The organism is Laspinema olomoucense D3b, assembly GCF_025370785.1.
Lineage (GTDB): Bacteria > Cyanobacteriota > Cyanobacteriia > Cyanobacteriales > Laspinemataceae > Laspinema > Laspinema olomoucense.
The window spans coordinates 21,571-39,877 of the sequence record NZ_JAMXFA010000045.1 but is presented as its reverse complement, the minus strand read 5'-3'; the positions used below and the strand labels follow the sequence as shown (position 1 = coordinate 39,877).

Below are 18,307 nucleotides of genomic sequence, written 5' to 3'. Positions count from 1 at the left end.
TTGAGCCAGGAGCAACTGAATCTCGCAAGCTTGATAACCCAAAACTTACCGAGCTATTGCAAAAACCGCGAAAGATAAAACCAAATCTTTCAAAAAAATTAGCCTAAAACCGATTGAGGTTTGATGTGTTGGAGCAAGTAAATCAACTCGTATCGCTATCAGGTGTCAAAATGAAATCCTTAGTCCGCTGGAGTGCAAGTCTCGGTTTAATGGGAAGCGTTCTTCTGGGGCAATTGCTACCAGGAATGAATCGGGCGATCGCATTACCCGCCCAAGACATTATGAAAAAACTAGAATCCGTTCTAGTCTTTACAATAACGAACACCGAAGGCACTCCCTTAATTGCATCGGTCACCAATAATAACGAGGAGGCTTCGATCGCCAGCTTCTTTATGAGTCAACGGGATGCCCAGCAGTTTGTTCAAAAAATAGAACAACAAAATCCCGATTTAGCGGGCAATACCCAAGTTGTCCCCGTTTCTTTGGCTAAGGTTTATGAACTAGAACAAGCCAATGCCGATAATCCCGAACGCGTAGAATTTGCCTTCATTCCCGTCCAACAACAGGTGCAATTTGCCGCTGAGGAACTACAGCAGGAAGGTCAGGAAATTCCGCAATCCAATGGAATGCCTTTATTTAATGGCGTACCGCTCTTTTATGCGACAGTTGGCCCAGAACAAGGCTATTTGACCATTGAACAAAATGGCGAGCAACTGATTCCCATCTTTTTCAATCGCGAGCAGTTGGAATCCATGTTAACCCGAGTGCGGGAACAACAGCCCGATTTAGCGCCCAGCATTGATGTTCGGGTCAGTAATCTGGAGAAAGTCATCGAAGAGTTAGAAAACAATAATGACCCAGCGGTGACCAAAATTGTCCTGGTTCCTTCCACGGAAACCTTGGAATATCTCCAGTCCAGACCCCAACCCGAACCGGCACAACCTTAACTCCGGGCGGTTGCACCCTTGACGAAAACACCCAGAACGATTGATGCTAGGGGAAACGATCGCGGATAAAGGACCAAACTATCGATGAGCCGTTCATCGGATCCGGCAGTTTCTGGGTTAGAACTGTGGCAGTGGCGTCAGGAAGCTCGCGCCGCTGCTATAGCGGCCAATGTGCCGCTGGACGAGCTAGATTGGCTGCTGCTATCGGTCAGCGATTTGGATCAGTTAGCCCTGCGTCTGGACTCCTATAAAGGGCGACTGCAAATTCCCCTCAATCGCCCCTGGGTCCAACTCCAGGAACAGTGGCACCAACGGATTCAAGACCGAGTTCCAGTCCAATATCTCGCCGGGGTCACCCCCTGGCGAAATTTTTCTTTAGGGGTCAGTCCGGGGGTCCTCATCCCCCGACCGGAAACTGAATGGGCCATTGATTTAGCGGTGAGCTCAACCCAATGCGAGTCACGTCCGCATCTGGACACCCCCTTAACGGAGGGCGACTGGGCTGATTTGGGGACCGGCAGTGGAGCGATCGCCCTCGGTTTGGCGGAAGTCTTACCAAAGGTTACCCTTCATGCGGTGGACCGTTCAGAAGCTGCCCTGGCGATCGCCCGAGAGAATGCCTTCAATCTGGGATACGGCGATCGCATTCAATTTTATTGCGGATCCTGGTTTGAGCCATTACATCCCTTCCAGGGACTCAACCGACTCCGGGGCATTGTCTCCAATCCCCCCTATATCCCCACCGCCATGCTAGGGGAGTTAGAACCGGAAGTCGCCAACCATGAACCGGCGATCGCCCTGGATGGCGGACCCGATGGATTAGACTGCATTCGCCATCTGATTGCTACGGCACCGACTTATTTATGTCCCGGTGGGCTTTTGCTCTTGGAAATGATGGCAGGACAAGCCCCTACTGTCATGGAGTTACTACAACACCAAGGCAGTTATTCCCAAATTGAGATATTCTCAGATTTAGCAGGGATTGAGCGATTTGCCCGAGCTTACCGTAGTTAACATTGAGGGTCCTAAACGTCACGATGACATCAGTTTCAGAACAAGCGTTGATTGAGGCGGCCCTGGGGGGTCAGGTCGTGAGTTTCCCCACGGATACGGTCCCGGCATTAGCAGTTCTGCCCAGTCGCGCTGAGTCCATCTTTGCCGTCAAACAACGCAGTCTGGATAAACCCCTAATTTTGATGGGGGCCACAGAAGTTGACCTCTGGCCTTTTGTGCAAAGGACGGAGAGTGAGTTGCAAATTTGGCAAGGGGTGGCGAACCGACATTGGCCCGGTGCGTTAACATTGGTTTTACCCGCTTCTGCTGCGGTACCCTCGGTGATGAATCCAGTGGACCCGAGTACCATCGGGATTCGAGTTCCCAATCAGGCGATCGCCCGCAGGATTTTGGCTCAAACTGGCCCTTTAGCCACGACGAGCGCTAATCTCAGTGGGGAGCCCCCGTTGCAAACAATGGCAGAGATTAGTTCGCGCTTTCCCCAAGTGGTGACTCTGGAATGGGCTCCGTCGGAACCGAACGCGACGGCCAGTGGCGTCCCCTCCACCGTGGCAAAGTGGACGGGGCAAAGTTGGGAAATTCTCCGTCAAGGTGTCGTTGAGTTAGACTCAAACAGCGTGGATAGGGGAAGATGAGCGGGGATGCCATGTCTCTTACCACCGCAATCAGCGTTCAGGAATTAGGTTGGAATTTCGGGCAAACTATGGACTGGATCTATGGGATCTATGCACTCGGTGCTGTGGGGTTTGGGTTTGGAAGTGGATGGCTGATGCGATCGCGCTACAGACCGGATCAGAGTACCAATTTACCCGCAAGTCAAGGTACACATTTAGGAGACTCTAACCTATCGACTCGCCTCAAAGAAACTCAGCTTGATTATCTACTGACTCGTCAAATGTGTCAGTTTAAAGCTGGTTTTTTGTCTCGAATTTCCCATGAGTTGCGATCGCCTTTGAATAGTTTAATCGGCGTTCATCAATTAATTTTAAGCGATTTGTGCGATAATCCCGCAGAAGAACGAGAGTTTTTGGTCCAGGCCAATAACTCCGTTCACAAGATGATTCAAATGCTCGATCGCATTATCGAAGTCTCTCGAATTGAGGAAGGTCGCAACCCCCTAAAACTAGAAATCCTCCATCTTGCCGATGTGTTTGAAGAAGTCCATTATTTAACTGAACTCCAAGCCGCTAACCGCAATATCTCGTTGCAAATTTCCCAACCAGACCCTAAAATTTCCATTTTTGCGGACCAGCGCTGTTTGACTCAGGTTCTCGTTACCTTTATTGATCTAGCTATTAATCCCGTTGGGAATGGTCGCATCGCCATTTGTGCAAAAGTTTCCCCCTTATCTGGATCAAGCAAATCAACCCCGAGTAAAACCTCGGGGGGTGATGTGATCATCTCCATCGATCTTCCCCTTCCGCCTCATTGTTTTTCCGAACCCCTGGATTTCCTGCAACTCCAAAAGAACCGCAAGGAACGGACTCCCGAAACTGAGGTAGATCTGTCACCCGGTACGATTTTGATGATGAATCAGAGCATTTTGGAACTGATGGGCGGCCATTTAGAAATAGTTGAAGCGGGTCCGGTGCCGGAGGAGCTTCGAGCCGTAGAGAGTTCAGAAATAACTAGACTTCAATGCTCGCTTCCACAAGCACTTCGCGAGTCTTAAGTTCTTCAGTGAAGTTTTGGTTATTGTAGAGGACCATTGTCGTGGTTGAGTTTTCCTGGAAACCAATTCGCTCATAGAATCGTTGCTGATGAGTGGTCATCAGGTAAACTCGCTCCACTCGATTCATCCGGGGATGACTTAAAAGGGTTTCAACTAATTTGCGTCCCAATCCCACGCCTTGATATTCGGGGTGAATAATTACATCCCAAATTGTAGCTCGATAAATGCCGTCAGAGGTGGCGCGGGCTAACCCAATCAGACGCTCTCCTTCCCAAACGGTAATCACAGGATCGCTGTTGGCGATCGCAATAGCTAAATCTTCAATTTTTCGCTCTTTCGCCCAAAAAGCGGTGAGTTCAAATAGCCTTTGAAGCTGGTGGATATCTACGTCTTCTTTGCGATCGCGAAATTGAATGTGACTGCAATCCATCGTCCTTTTCCTACTCACTTGATGTCTAAATTTATTGACCAATCGCTTTTGAAATCGAGTGCTTTCTGGTCTTTAACACTCTCGGGCTTGACTTGACCCCAACTCTGGGTATTGATGGGAAGGTATAAGCTTTTATGAATGAGTGGGTAGTATAGTTCCGCTCATTCACTCCCCCGAGGTTTCCTTGTTTGTAACAAAGGTGAGAATAAGTTTCCCCCTCCGATCACAAGGACTGGTTGTTTCCTATTTCCCTGGGCAATTGCGTTCTGAAGTCTAAGCCAAAGGGTTCTACTGTTGATTCCTAAAATGCGATAATTTTTAATCGTATAACTCTTTTTATAACATAACTGATAAATTAACTACCTTAATTCTAATTCTTTATATCATAATTTCTTGACATTTTGGCCCAAAAGCGGTAACAAATAGTCCGACAGTTTTCTGGAGTTCTCTACCCCTCTTGTTCAGTAAATATCCGGGGTCGCGCGGGGGTGACGATTGGGCTGTTTCAGACCATTCCCCGCCAAAAATTCTGCACTCCGATATCCACCGTCAGAATGCCCTTAGAGTTGAGGCAGCAAGAATAAAGCCCGCACAGGCGGGCTAAGAGAAGGTTTTTAGAAACCGATGGGTTAGGACTGGTTTGCCAGCCACCGGGCCGCATCTTTCGCATGGTAGGTGAGAATCAGGTCCGCACCGGCGCGCTTGAAGCCGGTTAAGGTTTCGATCACCACTCGTTCCTCATCAATCCAACCATTGAGGGCCGCAGCTTTGACCATCGCATACTCCCCAGAAACGTTATAAGCGGCAACGGGCAGGTTACTCGCCTGTTTGACGCGCCAGATAATATCCATATAGGCAAGGGCCGGTTTGACCATGAGCATATCGGCCCCTTCCTGGATGTCCAGTTCAATTTCTGTAAGGGCCTCCCGACCATTGGCCGGATCCATTTGATAGGTGCGCCGATCGCCAAATTGAGGAGAGGAATCTGCGGCATCTCGGAACGGGCCATAATAGGCGGAGGCATATTTCGCCGCATAAGACAGGATGGGTATATCTTCAAATCCCGCCCCATCTAATCCAGACCGGATCGCCTGAACGAATCCATCCATCATCCCTGACGGTGCGATAATATCTGCGCCTGCTTTCGCTTGGGCGATCGCCGTTTTCTTCAGCAACTCCAGGGTGGGATCGTTGAGCACCCGCCCCATTAGGTCCCCTACTTCTAAATAGCCGCAATGTCCATGACTGGTGTACTCACACAGACAGGTATCCACGATCACCAGGAGGTCGGGAACCGCTGCTTTCACCGCTGCGGTTGCTTTCTGGACAATTCCGCAATCATGCCATGCGCCGGTTGCCTCAAGATCTTTATTCTCGGGAATGCCAAAGAGGATAATGGCAGGAATGCCCAAGTCATAGACTTCTTTAGCTTCTTCGACAATTTTATCCACCGAGAGTTGATAGACTCCTGGCATGGATGAGACTTCCTTGGCGACAGATTCCCCCGGGACTGCAAACAGGGGATAGATTAAGTCGCTGGTGGTGAGGAGGTTTTCCCGCACCATTCGGCGGAGTTGGGGGTGCTGACGCAAACGGCGAGGGCGATGAGTTGGAAACATATCTGAATTAAGGAAGGAATGCGCGACAGTTTCAAGACTTTAGTCTAGAGTTATCTGGCGATCGCTGGCGCATTTAGTTACGTTTTGTAACATCTTGTTTCCTGGGCGATCGGTGAGTTGTTGGGGGCTTACAAGAGTAAGTTTTTTACGCTTAACTCCACCTCCGGTCCCCTCCCCTTAGCAAGGGGAGGGTTAGGGTGGGGTTCTTCTTGGGCGATTCCCTACGGGATAGCTCCGCTTACCTCCGACTGCGCGTCACTCTTGCGGGTTTAATCGCCTGTATGGAGCCGGGTGCCAACCTCTTTCTTCGTGACTTGGTTAAGCAAGTCACCGCCGACACCCTCCACCCACTCATTCCTCCTGACGTGGCTTTGGCAAGTCACCGCCAACACCCCACCCTAACCCTCCCCTTGCCAAGGGGAGGGGACCGGATCTGCTCTTAAATGTGAGGCCAATCCCGCTGAACGTATGGTTGGTCAGAAAAAAGCCGAAAAAAAAGGGCAGACGCGATCGCATCTGCCCTTTTCTTAATCCCTTGGACTGGATTAAGCCATTTATGCTTCAACTGCCACGGGTTCAGCCGTTGCTGCCACTGCATAAACACTGATTTTTTTACCACTCTTGCCCTTACGTTCAAAAGTGACAACCCCATCAATCAGGGCAAACAAAGTATCGTCACTGCCGCGACCCACATTTTGTCCAGGGTGAAACTTGGTGCCGCGCTGACGGACTAGGATATTTCCGGCGCGCACGACTTGACCGCCATAGCGCTTGACGCCAAGACGCTGGGCATTAGAGTCACGTCCGTTGCGTGTACTACCCGTACCTTTCTTATGAGCCATAGTTCCTCTGTGTTACTTCGGTAATTTCAGGATTGAATCTTGGGAAAGGGTAGCCCTGGGAAGGGCCTAATGGTAGGGTCCGTTGTCCGGACTGCGCCATCGCTTAATGCCCCTCCAACTGACTCCTCGATTCCCGCTGTTCTTATTCTGCCTCAGTTGAGGGGGTAGATGAGGCTGGGGTGTTATTTTCAGCCGATGCTAACACCGCCCCATTCAAGCTGATGGAGTCGATCATCAGCCGAGTGATTTCTTGGCGATGTCCGCGCTTTTTGCGGGTTTTCTTTTTGGGTTTCATCTTATAGACGATCACCTTGCGACCCCGGTAATGCTGCATGACGGTCGCTTGGAGGGTCGCGCCTTCTACAAAGGGTTGACCGATATGAACCTGATCTTCATGCTGAATCAGTAAGAGATTTTCCAGGGTAATGCTTTCTTCGGCATCTACGGGAAGTAACTCGATGTCGTAGAAACGACCGGGTTCTACTCGTAGTTGTTTGCCGCCGGTTTCGATAATTGCGTAAGTCATAGAATTCTGGTGGAGTGTGCCGTACAGGTAGCGGGTTGATCGGTCTACAGATGAGCGATCGCCCCAGCTTTTATCAGGGCTGAACCTGATCCGAGCTTAATATAGACAGCCAATCTTTTATAGTTGCACGATCGCCGATCGCCTGTCAATGAATTGCTGCAAGGGCGATGGATGCAACCGCCTCAGCAGGTCGGGTTGAGTCCGGATTAAGCCGTTGCCTCAACCTCTTCTTCCGCCTCGACTTCCCGAACGGTTTGCTTGATGGTGAGATAGCGAATCACGTCTTCACTCAACCGCATGGCTCGTTCTAAGGGGGCCACTTGGCTGCCATCACATTCATAGTTCATTTGAATGTAGATGCCATCGCGATGCTTGCCGATTTCATAAGCAAGGCGACGCTTACCCCGGTGTTGAGTCTCCACAGTGGTGACCCCATTCTCTTGTAAGATGCCTTGATATTTGGCGATCGCCCCCTCGGTGAGTTCCTCTCCGAGGTCGGGACGCAGGATGTACATGGTTTCGTAAATATACCGCATTGCAGGAAATCTCCTTATGGACTAAATGGCTTCTTCGCTCTTGGCGCGATCGCCCGCCGATCTTGTCAAACTGGCTTTTGTTCGGCCATTGTTGTGAAGAAGCAAGGCATGACAAGGTTCAGGGAGTTTTTCCCCTATAGCCTTGATTTTACGCGCAATTTTTTATCTTATCATATCGGTTTCCCATTTCTGCACCCTTGCCCAAAAAAGTCCGGCGCCATTGATAGCACCCTCTAGCCTTGGACAGTCCCGTGAGGTGCAGACCCCGAGGGTTAGAACTTGGGCCTGCGTAAAGCGCTGAGGCGCAGAGCTGGGCTTAACCCCTAGGTCCTCTGCTGCTGTGCTGAGATCTCTATGTATCTGACCTCAGCAGTCCTGGGAACTGCTCGGTGATCCCTCTTCCGAATTGGCCACTTCACTCTTGTAGTCACAACCACCCCAACGGAGAAAAAGTTGTTTTATTTAACAGGAGTGGAGTGATGCGATATTTTTTTTAGATGTGATGACCAAAGGAGATCTTTTTAACCCAAGGACAGGATACCATTTGGGGCGATGAAGAGGGTGCTAAAGAACTGCTGAAGACTAATTCTAAAACTCCTAAGACTAGGGTCACAAGAGCCAAACATCACACTACGACAGAGGGCATAAATCAACGTTATGGCACAGCGCTACGTCCGAATCCAAACCCCAGAGGGACGGATTTACTATGGATTACTTCAATTGAGTAGAGGCGTTCAGTTGCTTGATGCGCCCCCCTGGTTAAAGGGACAACCGACTGAGCGGTTCCTAGAACCAGACACGTACAGGCTTTTAGCGCCTTGCGTTCCGTCAAAAATTGTCGCCGTCGGCAAAAATTATGCAGATCATGCCGCTGAGATGGGAACGCCAGTTCCTAGAGAACCCCTACTCTTTTTGAAACCCCCGACTACTGTGATTGCCAATGGAGACGAGATCGCCTATCCGCCTCAGTCTGAGCGGGTCGATTATGAGGGAGAATTGGCCCTTGTGATTGGTGAACGGTGCGTCGATTGTACGCCGGAGGAGGCAACGGGGAAAATTTGGGGATACACGATCGCCAATGATGTGACGGCGAGGGACTTACAGAAAAAAGATGGTCAATGGACCCGAGGCAAGGGATTTGATACCTTTTGTCCCTTAGGACCTTGGATTGTCCGAGAACTCAGTCCTGGAGCAGGTTTACAGACTTTTGTCAATAATGCCCCCGAACCTGTGCAATCGAGCATCATTGATAATATGGTCTTTCCCCCGGATGTATTGGTCTCCTATATTTCTCAGGTGATGACCCTACTCCCAGGAGATGTGGTATTGACGGGAACCCCGGAAGGGATAGGACCCTTGCAAGTGGGCGATCGCGTCCGGGTGGAAATCGAAGGCATTGGCAGCTTAGAAAATACCGTCAGGCAACGCCTTACCCCATCGGCTCTATAGTCCGTCGTCGTCGGCTGCTTTAATTGCTGTACCAGCAGCCAATGGCTGCTGGTCCGTTCTAGCGAACCTGCATATGCACCGCTTCAGAAATCGTCGGAATTTCCGCATAGCGCCCTAACAAGGACTGCACCACCGAGTAAACCACCGCTGCGATCGTTCCCAAAAACAGCATATTAAACAGCGTCTGCACCGCCAAGGCAGGGAGGGCCTTCCCGAGCAGTTCCACCACCAAACCCGTGATAGCTAAAATAATATCAAGCAGGATGGCCTGCATGGTATTAAACCGAATGAAGCGACTGATATTGTCGTTTCTAACTACAGCAAACAGCAGGACGAAAAAGATAATCAGGCTCGCAAATGGAATGCCATAATACAGGCTCATTAAAGGTTGTAGGGGGACAAAGAAGAGGGCAAGAAAGGGAAACTCTTTGAACAAAAAAATGCCAAATTGCACCCCTACAATCAGGGGCAGTAGGTAGGGCAAACTCGCAAAAATGCGATCAGGTACTGGGGTAGAACTGTTCCAACTCATCGTTTTAATCTCCTGAGTTTCAATGATTAATACTTACATGGCCTCTAAGCTCAGGATAACGCAGGTAGAGGATTTGAGGATTTAGAGTTTAGAGTCGGGATCGGCTGTGCCTTGATAACAATACCGACTCACGTCGCCGCCTCTGGGGGCTGCTCACCACAGAAACGGGAGGGCGATCGCACCCTCCCGTTTCTAAATTGTACCCCGGATAGGGCATCGGTATCCTACAGTTCCTGTAGTTCAGACCTACTTCTGAATCGAATGGATCCAAACATTACCATCAGGACCGCACACCCGGTCCATATAGCTGTAGGGATACATCAACCGGCGTCCTTCCGTATGGCTGTAACCCGTCAGCGCATCTCCCCAAGGGTCTTGAACAATAAAACCTTGCCGGTTATAGCCGATAATCGTGATAATATGCCCCGTTGCGGTAAAGTATCCGGCAATCACCACAGGACGGCGATTGATTAGCTCATTCTTCACCTCAGACCAGGTACTGGTGGTGATAAAGCGATGCTTAAACCCATAAGCGCGGACCATCGCCGATAGAACACTGTGATCCGTTTGGGACCCGACTCCGCCATAGTTGAAACACCATTGCAGCAGTTCATCCTCCAACTGACCCCCCCGCTTGGACCGGAGGCCATAGTAATGAAACACCATCGCGATCGAGGTCACATTGCAGGTAGACCAATAGTAGCGAGGATTATCCCGTTGGGAAAAATACGGCACATTCAGTTCGATTTGATTCGGGACTGGATCAAAGGTGCGACCCCCACGCTGCATCAGCAGATGTCCCGGAAACAGATAACCCGTATTTCCAAACCCAGGAAACTCTTCGGTTAACGACGCTTTCAAATGTCCCGATTCGATCGCATAACTCGCCACTCCATACACCCGTCCCAGGGGTAAAGTCACCTTATCCGTAGCACTCAACCGCGCTGCATCAACAGGTTGTTTCTTAAACGCCGTCGTCTCCCGAATCGTTGCTGTCAACGCATCGGAATCAAACGACACCACCTGATCCCGATTCTTAATTTGAACGTGCTGCCAATACACATACCCCACATTCCCAAAACCGGGAATCGACTCACTCAAAGTTACCCGGAAATGCCCGGAGGTACAGGCATAGCCAGTAATTCCCAGGGTTTTACCCAGCAGCAACTCAGCTTTTTGACCCGCAGAAAGATTCGCAGAATCAACAGGTTGCGCCTTAATTAACGTGGTTTTGGTGACCAACATTTGGGCGGGAGTTCCAGCAATCTGGACATCCTCAATATTAAAATTGAAAACTTTACTCCCTTTGCTCAGTTGCACATGGCCTTCATAAACATAGCCAAACTCACCGATGGGTTGAATCGGACTATTGAGAGTAACTTTGAGATGACCATCTAATAATCCATAACGGCTAATTTGAACCGTCATCCCTGCCTTAAGTAGAACTTTTTGCTGGGTATTCAGACTGGCGGAATCCACTGGAGAAACCTTAAAAAAGGTATCCTGCTGAATTTTTAAAGTTAAAGCTTCTCCAACCGTTGCCGGATCTGTGGTGACATTAATATTAATCACGTCAGACCCAATCAATTGACCCCGAGAATCGGTTCCTTTGAGGCGTAACCAGCGAGCGCCCGCCCCACTAAATCCGTTAGTTAAATTCACTTGCCAAGTGCCTGCACTGGGATTTAATTGCACCGGCAGGGAAAATTTATCTTCGGCAGATACGGTGACAGTGGCAATTTTCTGGGGTTCATAAGTGCCTTTAAGAATCACAGGTTTTTCGACTAAAACTTCCGTCGGACCTTGATAGGTGAGGCCAAACCCGGTACTAATTGGCGTATTGTCCCGATTTAGTTGGACAAAATCCGGGAAAAGGTAGCCAGTATTGCCAAATTGCGGCAGGTTTTCTGTCAGGGAAATTTTTAAATGACCCGATTCCATTGCATAGCTGGCTACGCCATAAATTTCGCCGGATTTGAGGGCGTATAGATCTTCCGGGGGAAGTTGACTAGAGTCAATGGGTTGTTTTTTGAAGGGGGTGGTTTGGAGAATGGTCAGGGTAACGGCGTTGGGGTCGTAGTCGATCGCCTTGCCATCTTTTTTGAGGCTAACATGGGGATGATAAAGATAACCCCGGTTCCCAAATCCGGGGATTTCTTCGGCGAGGGAGACTAGAAAATGGCCGGGAACGCAAGCATGGCCCGTGATTAAAAAGGTTTGACCCGCTTGCAGTTCCGCTTGTTCGCGATCGCTCAATTGCGAGGAGTCTTCGGGTTTGGCTTTGATTTTGGTGGTTTCTAAGATGGTTAGCAACCCAAAACCTGGGGGGGGTTCGGTGGAATTACCGCTGTTGAAAGTACAGTTAACCAGGTTGGGAATGAGTTCGATATGCTTTTCATAAAAGTAGCCGGTTTCACCCACTGGGGCGATTCCTTTTGCTAATTGGACTCGGAAATGACCGGCGCTCAATTCATAGCTTTTAATCTCAACGGTCTCTCCCGCTTTTAGCTCTACCTTGTGGTTTGCCGTTAAACTAGAAGATGATGCAGGAGACACTTTTAAAAAAGTGTCATGGAGAATTTTTAAAGTAAAGGAATTGCCTAAACTCATCGGTTCTGCTCACAGTAATATCAACAGGAGGAAGACTTCCTGCCTACCCCATAAGACCCTGTTACTTATGAGCCTAGATTCTATCCGGAATAATCTTTTTTCCTCAGTTATCCTGATGAATTTAGGGGATTAATTGTTAGGTCCATAAAAAAACCTCCAGGGGACTGTCTGGAGGTGGCATCGGGTACTCAAGTCTCCAATGCCCTGATGTTTGGTCAGTTGCATCCTTAAAATGTTGCTACAAAATTGAATCCCGGAGACCAGAAACCGGGTTTTTGTCCAAATTTGCTGCAACTTAGCAAAAATGCTGTCAAAAAACCCGGTTTCTAAGCTGGACTTTACCCCCAAGGGAGTTAGAAGTTAGAGCAGTGCTGCCAGAATACTTTGAGCAGGGCTGCGGTATCGCCTTTGTTAGTGAATTCTAATGGATGGCGGCAAGAATATCGGGACCGTGTGTTTCAGTATTCAGATTGTCCCCTTCGTAAACTTGGGAGATCTTGCCGATCGCATCAATAATGTAGGTGACCCGCTTAGAATAGGTGCCCTTTTCTACATCATAGGCTTTGGTAATGGCACCATCCGTATCCGCTAAGAGGGGAAAGGGAAGATTAAACTTTTGGGTAAATTGTTGATGGGAAGCTTCATCATCTCGGCTGACTCCTAATACACCGATATCTTTGTTTCTAAATTCGGAATAGGAGTCGCGAAAACTACAGGCTTCTTTGGTACAGCCCGGAGTATCATCTTTGGGGTAAAAGTACAATACTAGGGTTTTTCCGGCAAAATCAGAAAGTTTGACGAGGTTGCCATTGGTATCTCGGGCAGTAAATGCCGGGGCTGCTGTGCCGACAGGTAAGGTCATAAATGGTGTTTTTTCCTAAGTTTGATGTCTGGTAATTGTATCATCAAACCTCAATTTACACAAGGAAAAAAGAGTGGGGTAAGGGGGAGATTTCCGTACTGAATAATGTGAATCGGGAATGACTCATCAAAAAGGAAAAGGGTGAGGGAGGCGATCGCCTCTGGGGGAAGCCACTTCCGGGAGAATCCTGGCAAAAGCCGGTCTAAAGTCGCCGGGGCGATTATGCCGAATTCTATCTATCAGTTTCGGGTCATTTTGTCAATATGAAGTAGGCCCGGGCCAGGGGTCTGATCCGGTGAATCAGGGGAATCCGGTGGATATTTTATGTCCGACGAAGCTCAACTCCAGGGCTGGAGAGGGTAAGATCGGAGTTAATCTAAAACTATCCATGCCCTAGTCTTAGGATCGCCATGACTGCCGTTCAACCCCAGAAAACCCACAGAATTGAATATCCCGAACGCACCTTAAAACGGGCGGCTAGGGGAATGAAGTGTTTGCCCTTTAAACTAAAATTATTTGTGACCATGCGCGATCGCAGTGTGCCGTTATTGGCAATCGTCGATGCAGCCGGAGTCCAAAACAACTATGCGCGATCGCCTCTCAACGAACGTAGTGTGGAAAATAGCCTATTGTGGCTGATTCAACTGGGTGTATTGCGTCGAGAAGTCGATGGTCAAGGGATTACCGATAGTTTCCGCCTCACTCCCTTGGGACGGCAACTGGTGGCTTTATGGGAACAGTCCCCGGGGGAAATTCCCCCCCCATCTTGGAGCGATCGCCTTTATAATTTTCTCAATCGTTGGGTGCGATTTCCAACCTTTTAGCAAAACCACAACAGAAATTTCTGCCATTATGAAAGCCATTATGGTTGTGGGGACCACATCCCACGCCGGGAAATCTGCGATCGCCACGGCCCTGTGCCGAATCCTCTATCGCCGAGGGATGCGCGTTGCCCCTTTTAAAGGCCAAAACATGGCCTTAAACGCCTACGTTACCCTCAAAGGGGGAGAAATCGGCTACGCCCAAGCGGTACAAGCCTGGGCTGCCGGAATTGCCCCGGAAGTGGAAATGAACCCAATTTTATTAAAACCCCAAGGAGACATGACTTCGCAAGTCATTCTCCGAGGAAAACCCGAGGGCAGAGTCGGCGCAGCAGAATATTATGAACAGTTTTTTGATCGCGGTTGGAGTGCGATCGTTGAGTCCTTAAACTCCCTTGCAAAAGAATTTGATATCATCGTCTGCGAAGGGGCCGGAAGTCCCGCAGAAATTAACCTCAAACATCGAGATTTAACGAATATGCGCGTTGCCAAACATCTCAACGCGCCCACTGTTTTGGTGGTAGATATTGACCGAGGCGGTGCATTTGCTCATGTGGTTGGCACTTTAGCCTTATTAGACCCCGAAGAACGGGCTTTAATTCGTGGGGTTATTATTAATAAGTTTAGAGGACAGCGATCGCTCCTGGACTCGGGCATTACCTGGTTAGAGGAATACACCGGCATTCCCGTGCTCGGCGTCATTCCTTGGATCACAGAAATGTTTCCCGCAGAAGACTCCCTGAGTTTATTAAATCCGCCTAGTCACAAAGAAGAGAGCGAAATTACCATTGCAGTAATTCGCTTACCCAGAATTTCTAACTTTACAGATTTTGACCCCTTAGAAGCCGAACCGAGTGTAACCCTCAAATATATCAACCCCAAGCAATCTTTGGGCTATCCCGATGCAGTGATTATCCCCGGTTCTAAAACAACAATCGCCGATTTACTCGTTCTGAAACAAACGGGGATGGCCGAGGAATTGCAAAACTATGTGGCTGGGGGCGGAACGGTTTTAGGCATTTGTGGCGGATACCAAATGTTAGGCCAAGTGGTGGCGGACCCGGAAGGGGTTGAAGGGGTCGAAGGACGATTTGAGGGGTTGAATCTGTTGCCGATTAAAACGGTAATTACCAATCATAAAATCTCCCGACAGCGGGTGGTTAATTCTAATTATCCCACCCCGGGTTTACCCGTTACGGGTTATGAAATTCATCAGGGTCGGACGCAACCGAGCGAACGGTTCAATGGGGCGTTATCTCCCGATATTAAACCCCTATTTGATGATTTGAATTTGGGGCTGGTGGATAAAGAGCAATCGGTTTGGGGTTGCTATTTGCATGGTCTGTTTGATAATGGACCTTGGCGGCGGGCTTGGTTAAATCGCCTCCGCAATCAAAGAGGGTTAAAATCTTTACCCACAGGGATTGCTAACTACCGAGACCAACGCGAAGAAATTATTGATGCTTTGGCAACGATTGTGGAAGCGCATTTAGATTTAACCCCCTTGTTATAACGAGCAAATCCCTAGGGGTTCAAGGGGAAAAGAGCGCAATGAGTCTGGGGCCGATCGCCTGGAGAAAAACCCAATGAAAAGTTACCCTTCACCGCCGCTAAAATTATGAGTGTAGATGTTATTTTTTTACCCGATCGCATTACGGTAAAAGCTGAGGTCGGAGAACCCTTGTTAGAGGTGGCAAAACGGGCGGGAATTATGATTCCCACGGGATGTTTAATGGGGTCTTGTCATGCTTGTGAAGTCGAAATTAATGGCGATCGCACCGTTTGTTCCTGTATTTCTGGCGTGCCTGGGGGCCAAGAACAGGTCACCATTAATATCTATATCGATCCCACCTGGTAAAAGGTAAATCTCACCCGGTGCAATCTTCATCCTAAATCCCTTTCCCACAATCAGAGAGGGTCTTTGATGTTGCTCCCTATCTCACCCAATGGGAAAAGGGTTAGTATCCTCAGAACAAAATTGTGGTAAATTGACTGACAATCCCCGGTCTTGGGTTAACGGGTTAAAGATTTTAAATTTCAGAAAATTCTAGCTTATCTTAAAAGAAGCACTCCAGGCGATACCGATGCCTTAGACTCCGATCGCCCTTCTCTGGCTCCCCTTCAGCCTCCTGTCGAATTACTATGCTGCAACCTAATTATTTACCCTTCTATTCCCCCGACTTAGAACAAGCGATCAACCGATCGCCGATGGTCGTTTCTCCTGATACCCCCCTGATTGATGTCATTACCCAAATGGCTCACGCTAGAGCCAGTTGCGCCCTCACCGATGTCACCGTATCAATGGCATTCAGCCCCCTGGATGATGTGGGCGACGGCTGTGTATTGGTGATGGAGGGTGAGCAATTACGGGGAATTTTTAGCGAACGCGATGTGGTGCATTTGTGTGCCGCAGGGGTGAAAATTGTCAATATCGCCATTGCCGAAGTCATGACGAGGGAGGTAATTACCTTACTGGAGTCAGAGTTTCAGGACCTGTTTCAAGTCCTCTCCCTGATGCAAAAACATTGTATTCGTCACTTGCCCATTGTCAGCCAACAAGGGCAAGTGTTAGGGATGTTGAGTCATGGTAGTATCCGAAAAGTGCTACAGCCGGTCAATCTCCTCAAGGCGCGATCGGTCTTAGAAGTGATGATACGCGGGGTAGTGACCGCACCCCCGACTGCATCCTTGCTGTCCCTGGCGGAATTGATGTCTCGACACAAGGTTAGCTGTGTGGTGATTACCCAGATGCCAGACACCCTGAACCCTAACCTACCCGAGGGTTCCGTTCAAGGCGTCCCCATTTCTCCCCCAAAATCGGACCCTCAAGCCGAGAATTTCCGGGAAATCCGAGCCCTAGCCGTCGGGATGGTCACAGAACGGGACCTCGTGCAATTTCATGCCCTAGATCTGGATTTGAACAACACCTCGGCGGCGATGGTGATGAGTCAACCTTTATTTTCCCTCAAACCCCATGACTCCCTGTGGAATGCTCATCAGATCATGAAACAGTGGTCTGTACGCCGGTTGGTTGTCGTCTCGGAACAGGGGGAACTGTTAGGAATTGTCACCCAATCTACCCTGCTGCAAGCCTTTGATCCAATGGAAATGTATCGGGTGATTGAGATCTTGCAGCAATCCGTTGAAGAACAGCTTGTTGAACTCACCGAGACCAACGAACTCTTGCAAAAAGAGATTTTAGAACGTCAACAGGCCCAGGAAGAATTAAATCGGGCCCTTGCTCAAGAAAAGGAACTGAATGAACTGAAATCGAGCTTCACTTCAATGGTGACTCACGAGTTCCGAAATCCCCTCACTTCGATTTTATGTGCCTCCCAATTATTGGAACGATTTGCCGATAAAATAACCGAAGAACAACGGTTTAATTACCTGCAAATGATTCAGAGAACTGCCGAATATATGGAACAAATGATTAATGATTTGTTGGTTCTGGGTCGGGTGGAAAATCGACAATTAGAGTATGAACCACAGCCCCTGGATTTAGTCACATTATGTCAGGATTTGGTCGAAGAACGGCAATTTAGCGATATCGAAAATCATTCTATTATCTTTCAGGCAGTCGGTGCGACTCAGGATGCCTGTCTGGATGAAAAGCTGCTGCGCTACATTCTGGGCAATTTGCTCACCAATGCTTGCAAATATTCCCCTTCTACGAGTCCCATTTATTTTGATTTAATTTGTCAAGACAATCAGGCTATTTTTAAAATTCGTGATAGTGGGATCGGGATTCCGGTAGAGGACCGTAAACGCTTGTTCCAGTCCTTCCACCGGGCGAGAAATGTGGGTACAATCCCGGGAACGGGACTAGGACTGACGATTGTGAAAAACTGCGTAGAAGCTCATCACGGTGAGATTGCAGTAGAGAGTGAAGTCAATGTGGGGACAACCTTTACCGTAACTTTACCCTTAACTCCAGAATCAGCGGGTGATTTGAGGGAGAATGCTGAGGGTTCCTGGGTCGATTACGGTTGAGAATAGTCCGCGATCGCATACTCCCGAAATCGTTCTAAATCCGCTTGAATTGTAGATTCTACGACGCGACCTAAAAATAAATTATCCATAATTTGCCCCAGAAGGCCGGGAATGGCATAGGCGACGGTGAGTTTAACCATACTGCCTTCTTGATGGCGATCGTAAAAGCGAATTGCCCCGCGATTGGGCAATCCGTCCACGGATTCCCATTGAATAATTTGGTTCGGAACAATTTTCAAAATCCGCGACAGCCAACTAAATTCAAATCCACCCGAGGCTAATTTCCAGCGAGATAATTCTGGGTCTTCCTCTAAAATATGCACCGATTCGATCCATTTCATCCAGCGCGGCATCTGCTCTAAATCCGACCAGAGACTCCACACATGATCAATGGGGGTATTGACTTCTACTAAGACGCTATGTTCTAACCAGTTTGTCATCAGAATTTAAAGGT

General features: G+C 48.9%; 18 protein-coding genes. 9 read left to right on the top strand and 9 right to left on the bottom strand.

Annotation, left to right across the window (positions count from 1 at the left end; genetic code table 11):
- Positions 1–125 precede the first annotated feature (125 nt).
- From NG792_RS24420 to NG792_RS24405, 4 genes are all read left to right on the top strand, one after another.
- On the top strand, positions 126–947 hold the full coding sequence (locus tag NG792_RS24420) for a Tic22 family protein (protein ID WP_261237108.1): 822 nt from the start codon (positions 126–128) through the stop codon (positions 945–947).
- Between the two features lie 84 nt (positions 948–1,031).
- Positions 1,032–1,961, top strand: coding sequence for a peptide chain release factor N(5)-glutamine methyltransferase (prmC, locus tag NG792_RS24415; RefSeq protein WP_261237107.1), 930 nt, complete (start codon positions 1,032–1,034; stop codon positions 1,959–1,961).
- A gap of 23 nt (positions 1,962–1,984) precedes the next feature.
- Positions 1,985–2,596 (top strand): L-threonylcarbamoyladenylate synthase, encoded by a 612-nt coding sequence (locus NG792_RS24410; protein WP_261237106.1) that lies wholly within the window; start codon positions 1,985–1,987, stop codon positions 2,594–2,596.
- Positions 2,597–2,607: 11 nt separating this feature from the next.
- Positions 2,608–3,633: a sensor histidine kinase gene (locus NG792_RS24405; protein ID WP_261199208.1), complete on the top strand. Its 1,026-nt coding sequence runs from the start codon at positions 2,608–2,610 to the stop codon at positions 3,631–3,633.
- Here the strand turns inward: NG792_RS24405 and NG792_RS24400 are convergent.
- The 5 genes from NG792_RS24400 to rpsF form a co-directional block, all read right to left on the bottom strand.
- Positions 3,590–4,063, bottom strand: coding sequence for a GNAT family N-acetyltransferase (locus NG792_RS24400; RefSeq protein ID WP_261199207.1), 474 nt, complete (start codon positions 4,061–4,063; stop codon positions 3,590–3,592). The two genes, NG792_RS24405 and NG792_RS24400, sit on opposite strands and share 44 nt — an antisense overlap.
- Before the next feature lie 629 nt (positions 4,064–4,692).
- Entirely contained in the window at positions 4,693–5,682 is a 990-nt protein-coding gene (gene hemB, locus NG792_RS24395) for a porphobilinogen synthase (protein ID WP_261237105.1), read from the bottom strand.
- A gap of 554 nt (positions 5,683–6,236) precedes the next feature.
- Complete coding sequence (rpmA, locus tag NG792_RS24390; RefSeq protein WP_015146648.1) at positions 6,237–6,524, bottom strand: 50S ribosomal protein L27; 288 nt, start codon at positions 6,522–6,524, stop codon at positions 6,237–6,239.
- Positions 6,525–6,666: 142 nt separating this feature from the next.
- Positions 6,667–7,050, bottom strand: a complete 384-nt coding sequence (gene rplU, locus NG792_RS24385) for a 50S ribosomal protein L21 (RefSeq protein ID WP_254563386.1) — start codon at positions 7,048–7,050, stop codon at positions 6,667–6,669.
- A 206-nt stretch (positions 7,051–7,256) separates the two neighbouring features.
- Positions 7,257–7,586 (bottom strand): 30S ribosomal protein S6, encoded by a 330-nt coding sequence (gene rpsF, locus NG792_RS24380; protein WP_261199205.1) that lies wholly within the window; start codon positions 7,584–7,586, stop codon positions 7,257–7,259.
- A gap of 657 nt (positions 7,587–8,243) precedes the next feature.
- Here rpsF and NG792_RS24375 point away from each other — a divergent pair.
- Positions 8,244–9,035, top strand: coding sequence for a fumarylacetoacetate hydrolase family protein (locus tag NG792_RS24375; protein ID WP_261199204.1), 792 nt, complete (start codon positions 8,244–8,246; stop codon positions 9,033–9,035).
- Between the two features lie 58 nt (positions 9,036–9,093).
- On the opposite strand, the gene NG792_RS24370 is transcribed toward NG792_RS24375, so the two are convergent.
- The 3 genes from NG792_RS24370 to NG792_RS24360 form a co-directional block, all read right to left on the bottom strand.
- Positions 9,094–9,567, bottom strand: a complete 474-nt coding sequence (locus tag NG792_RS24370; protein WP_261237104.1) for a Tic20 family protein — start codon at positions 9,565–9,567, stop codon at positions 9,094–9,096.
- Positions 9,568–9,813: 246 nt separating this feature from the next.
- Positions 9,814–12,177, bottom strand: a complete 2,364-nt coding sequence (locus NG792_RS24365) for a C39 family peptidase (RefSeq protein WP_261237103.1) — start codon at positions 12,175–12,177, stop codon at positions 9,814–9,816.
- A gap of 421 nt (positions 12,178–12,598) precedes the next feature.
- Positions 12,599–13,039: a peroxiredoxin gene (locus NG792_RS24360; protein WP_261199201.1), complete on the bottom strand. Its 441-nt coding sequence runs from the start codon at positions 13,037–13,039 to the stop codon at positions 12,599–12,601.
- A 410-nt stretch (positions 13,040–13,449) separates the two neighbouring features.
- Here NG792_RS24360 and NG792_RS24355 point away from each other — a divergent pair, with 410 nt between their 5' ends.
- From NG792_RS24355 to NG792_RS24340, 4 genes are all read left to right on the top strand, one after another.
- Complete coding sequence (locus tag NG792_RS24355; RefSeq protein WP_261199200.1) at positions 13,450–13,863, top strand: Npun_F0494 family protein; 414 nt, start codon at positions 13,450–13,452, stop codon at positions 13,861–13,863.
- A gap of 28 nt (positions 13,864–13,891) precedes the next feature.
- Complete coding sequence (gene cobQ / locus NG792_RS24350; protein ID WP_261199199.1) at positions 13,892–15,373, top strand: cobyric acid synthase CobQ; 1,482 nt, start codon at positions 13,892–13,894, stop codon at positions 15,371–15,373.
- Between the two features lie 105 nt (positions 15,374–15,478).
- Positions 15,479–15,718, top strand: a complete 240-nt coding sequence (locus NG792_RS24345; RefSeq protein ID WP_261199198.1) for a 2Fe-2S iron-sulfur cluster-binding protein — start codon at positions 15,479–15,481, stop codon at positions 15,716–15,718.
- 284 nt (positions 15,719–16,002) lie between these two features.
- Positions 16,003–17,853, top strand: a complete 1,851-nt coding sequence (locus NG792_RS24340; RefSeq protein ID WP_261199197.1) for a CBS domain-containing protein — start codon at positions 16,003–16,005, stop codon at positions 17,851–17,853.
- Here the strand turns inward: NG792_RS24340 and NG792_RS24335 are convergent.
- The gene (locus NG792_RS24335; RefSeq protein WP_261199196.1) at positions 17,844–18,293 is read right to left on the bottom strand and encodes an SRPBCC family protein; all 450 of its coding nucleotides are present in this window, start codon (positions 18,291–18,293) and stop codon (positions 17,844–17,846) included. The genes NG792_RS24340 and NG792_RS24335 overlap by 10 nt on opposite strands.
- Between the last annotated feature and the right edge of the window lie 14 nt (positions 18,294–18,307).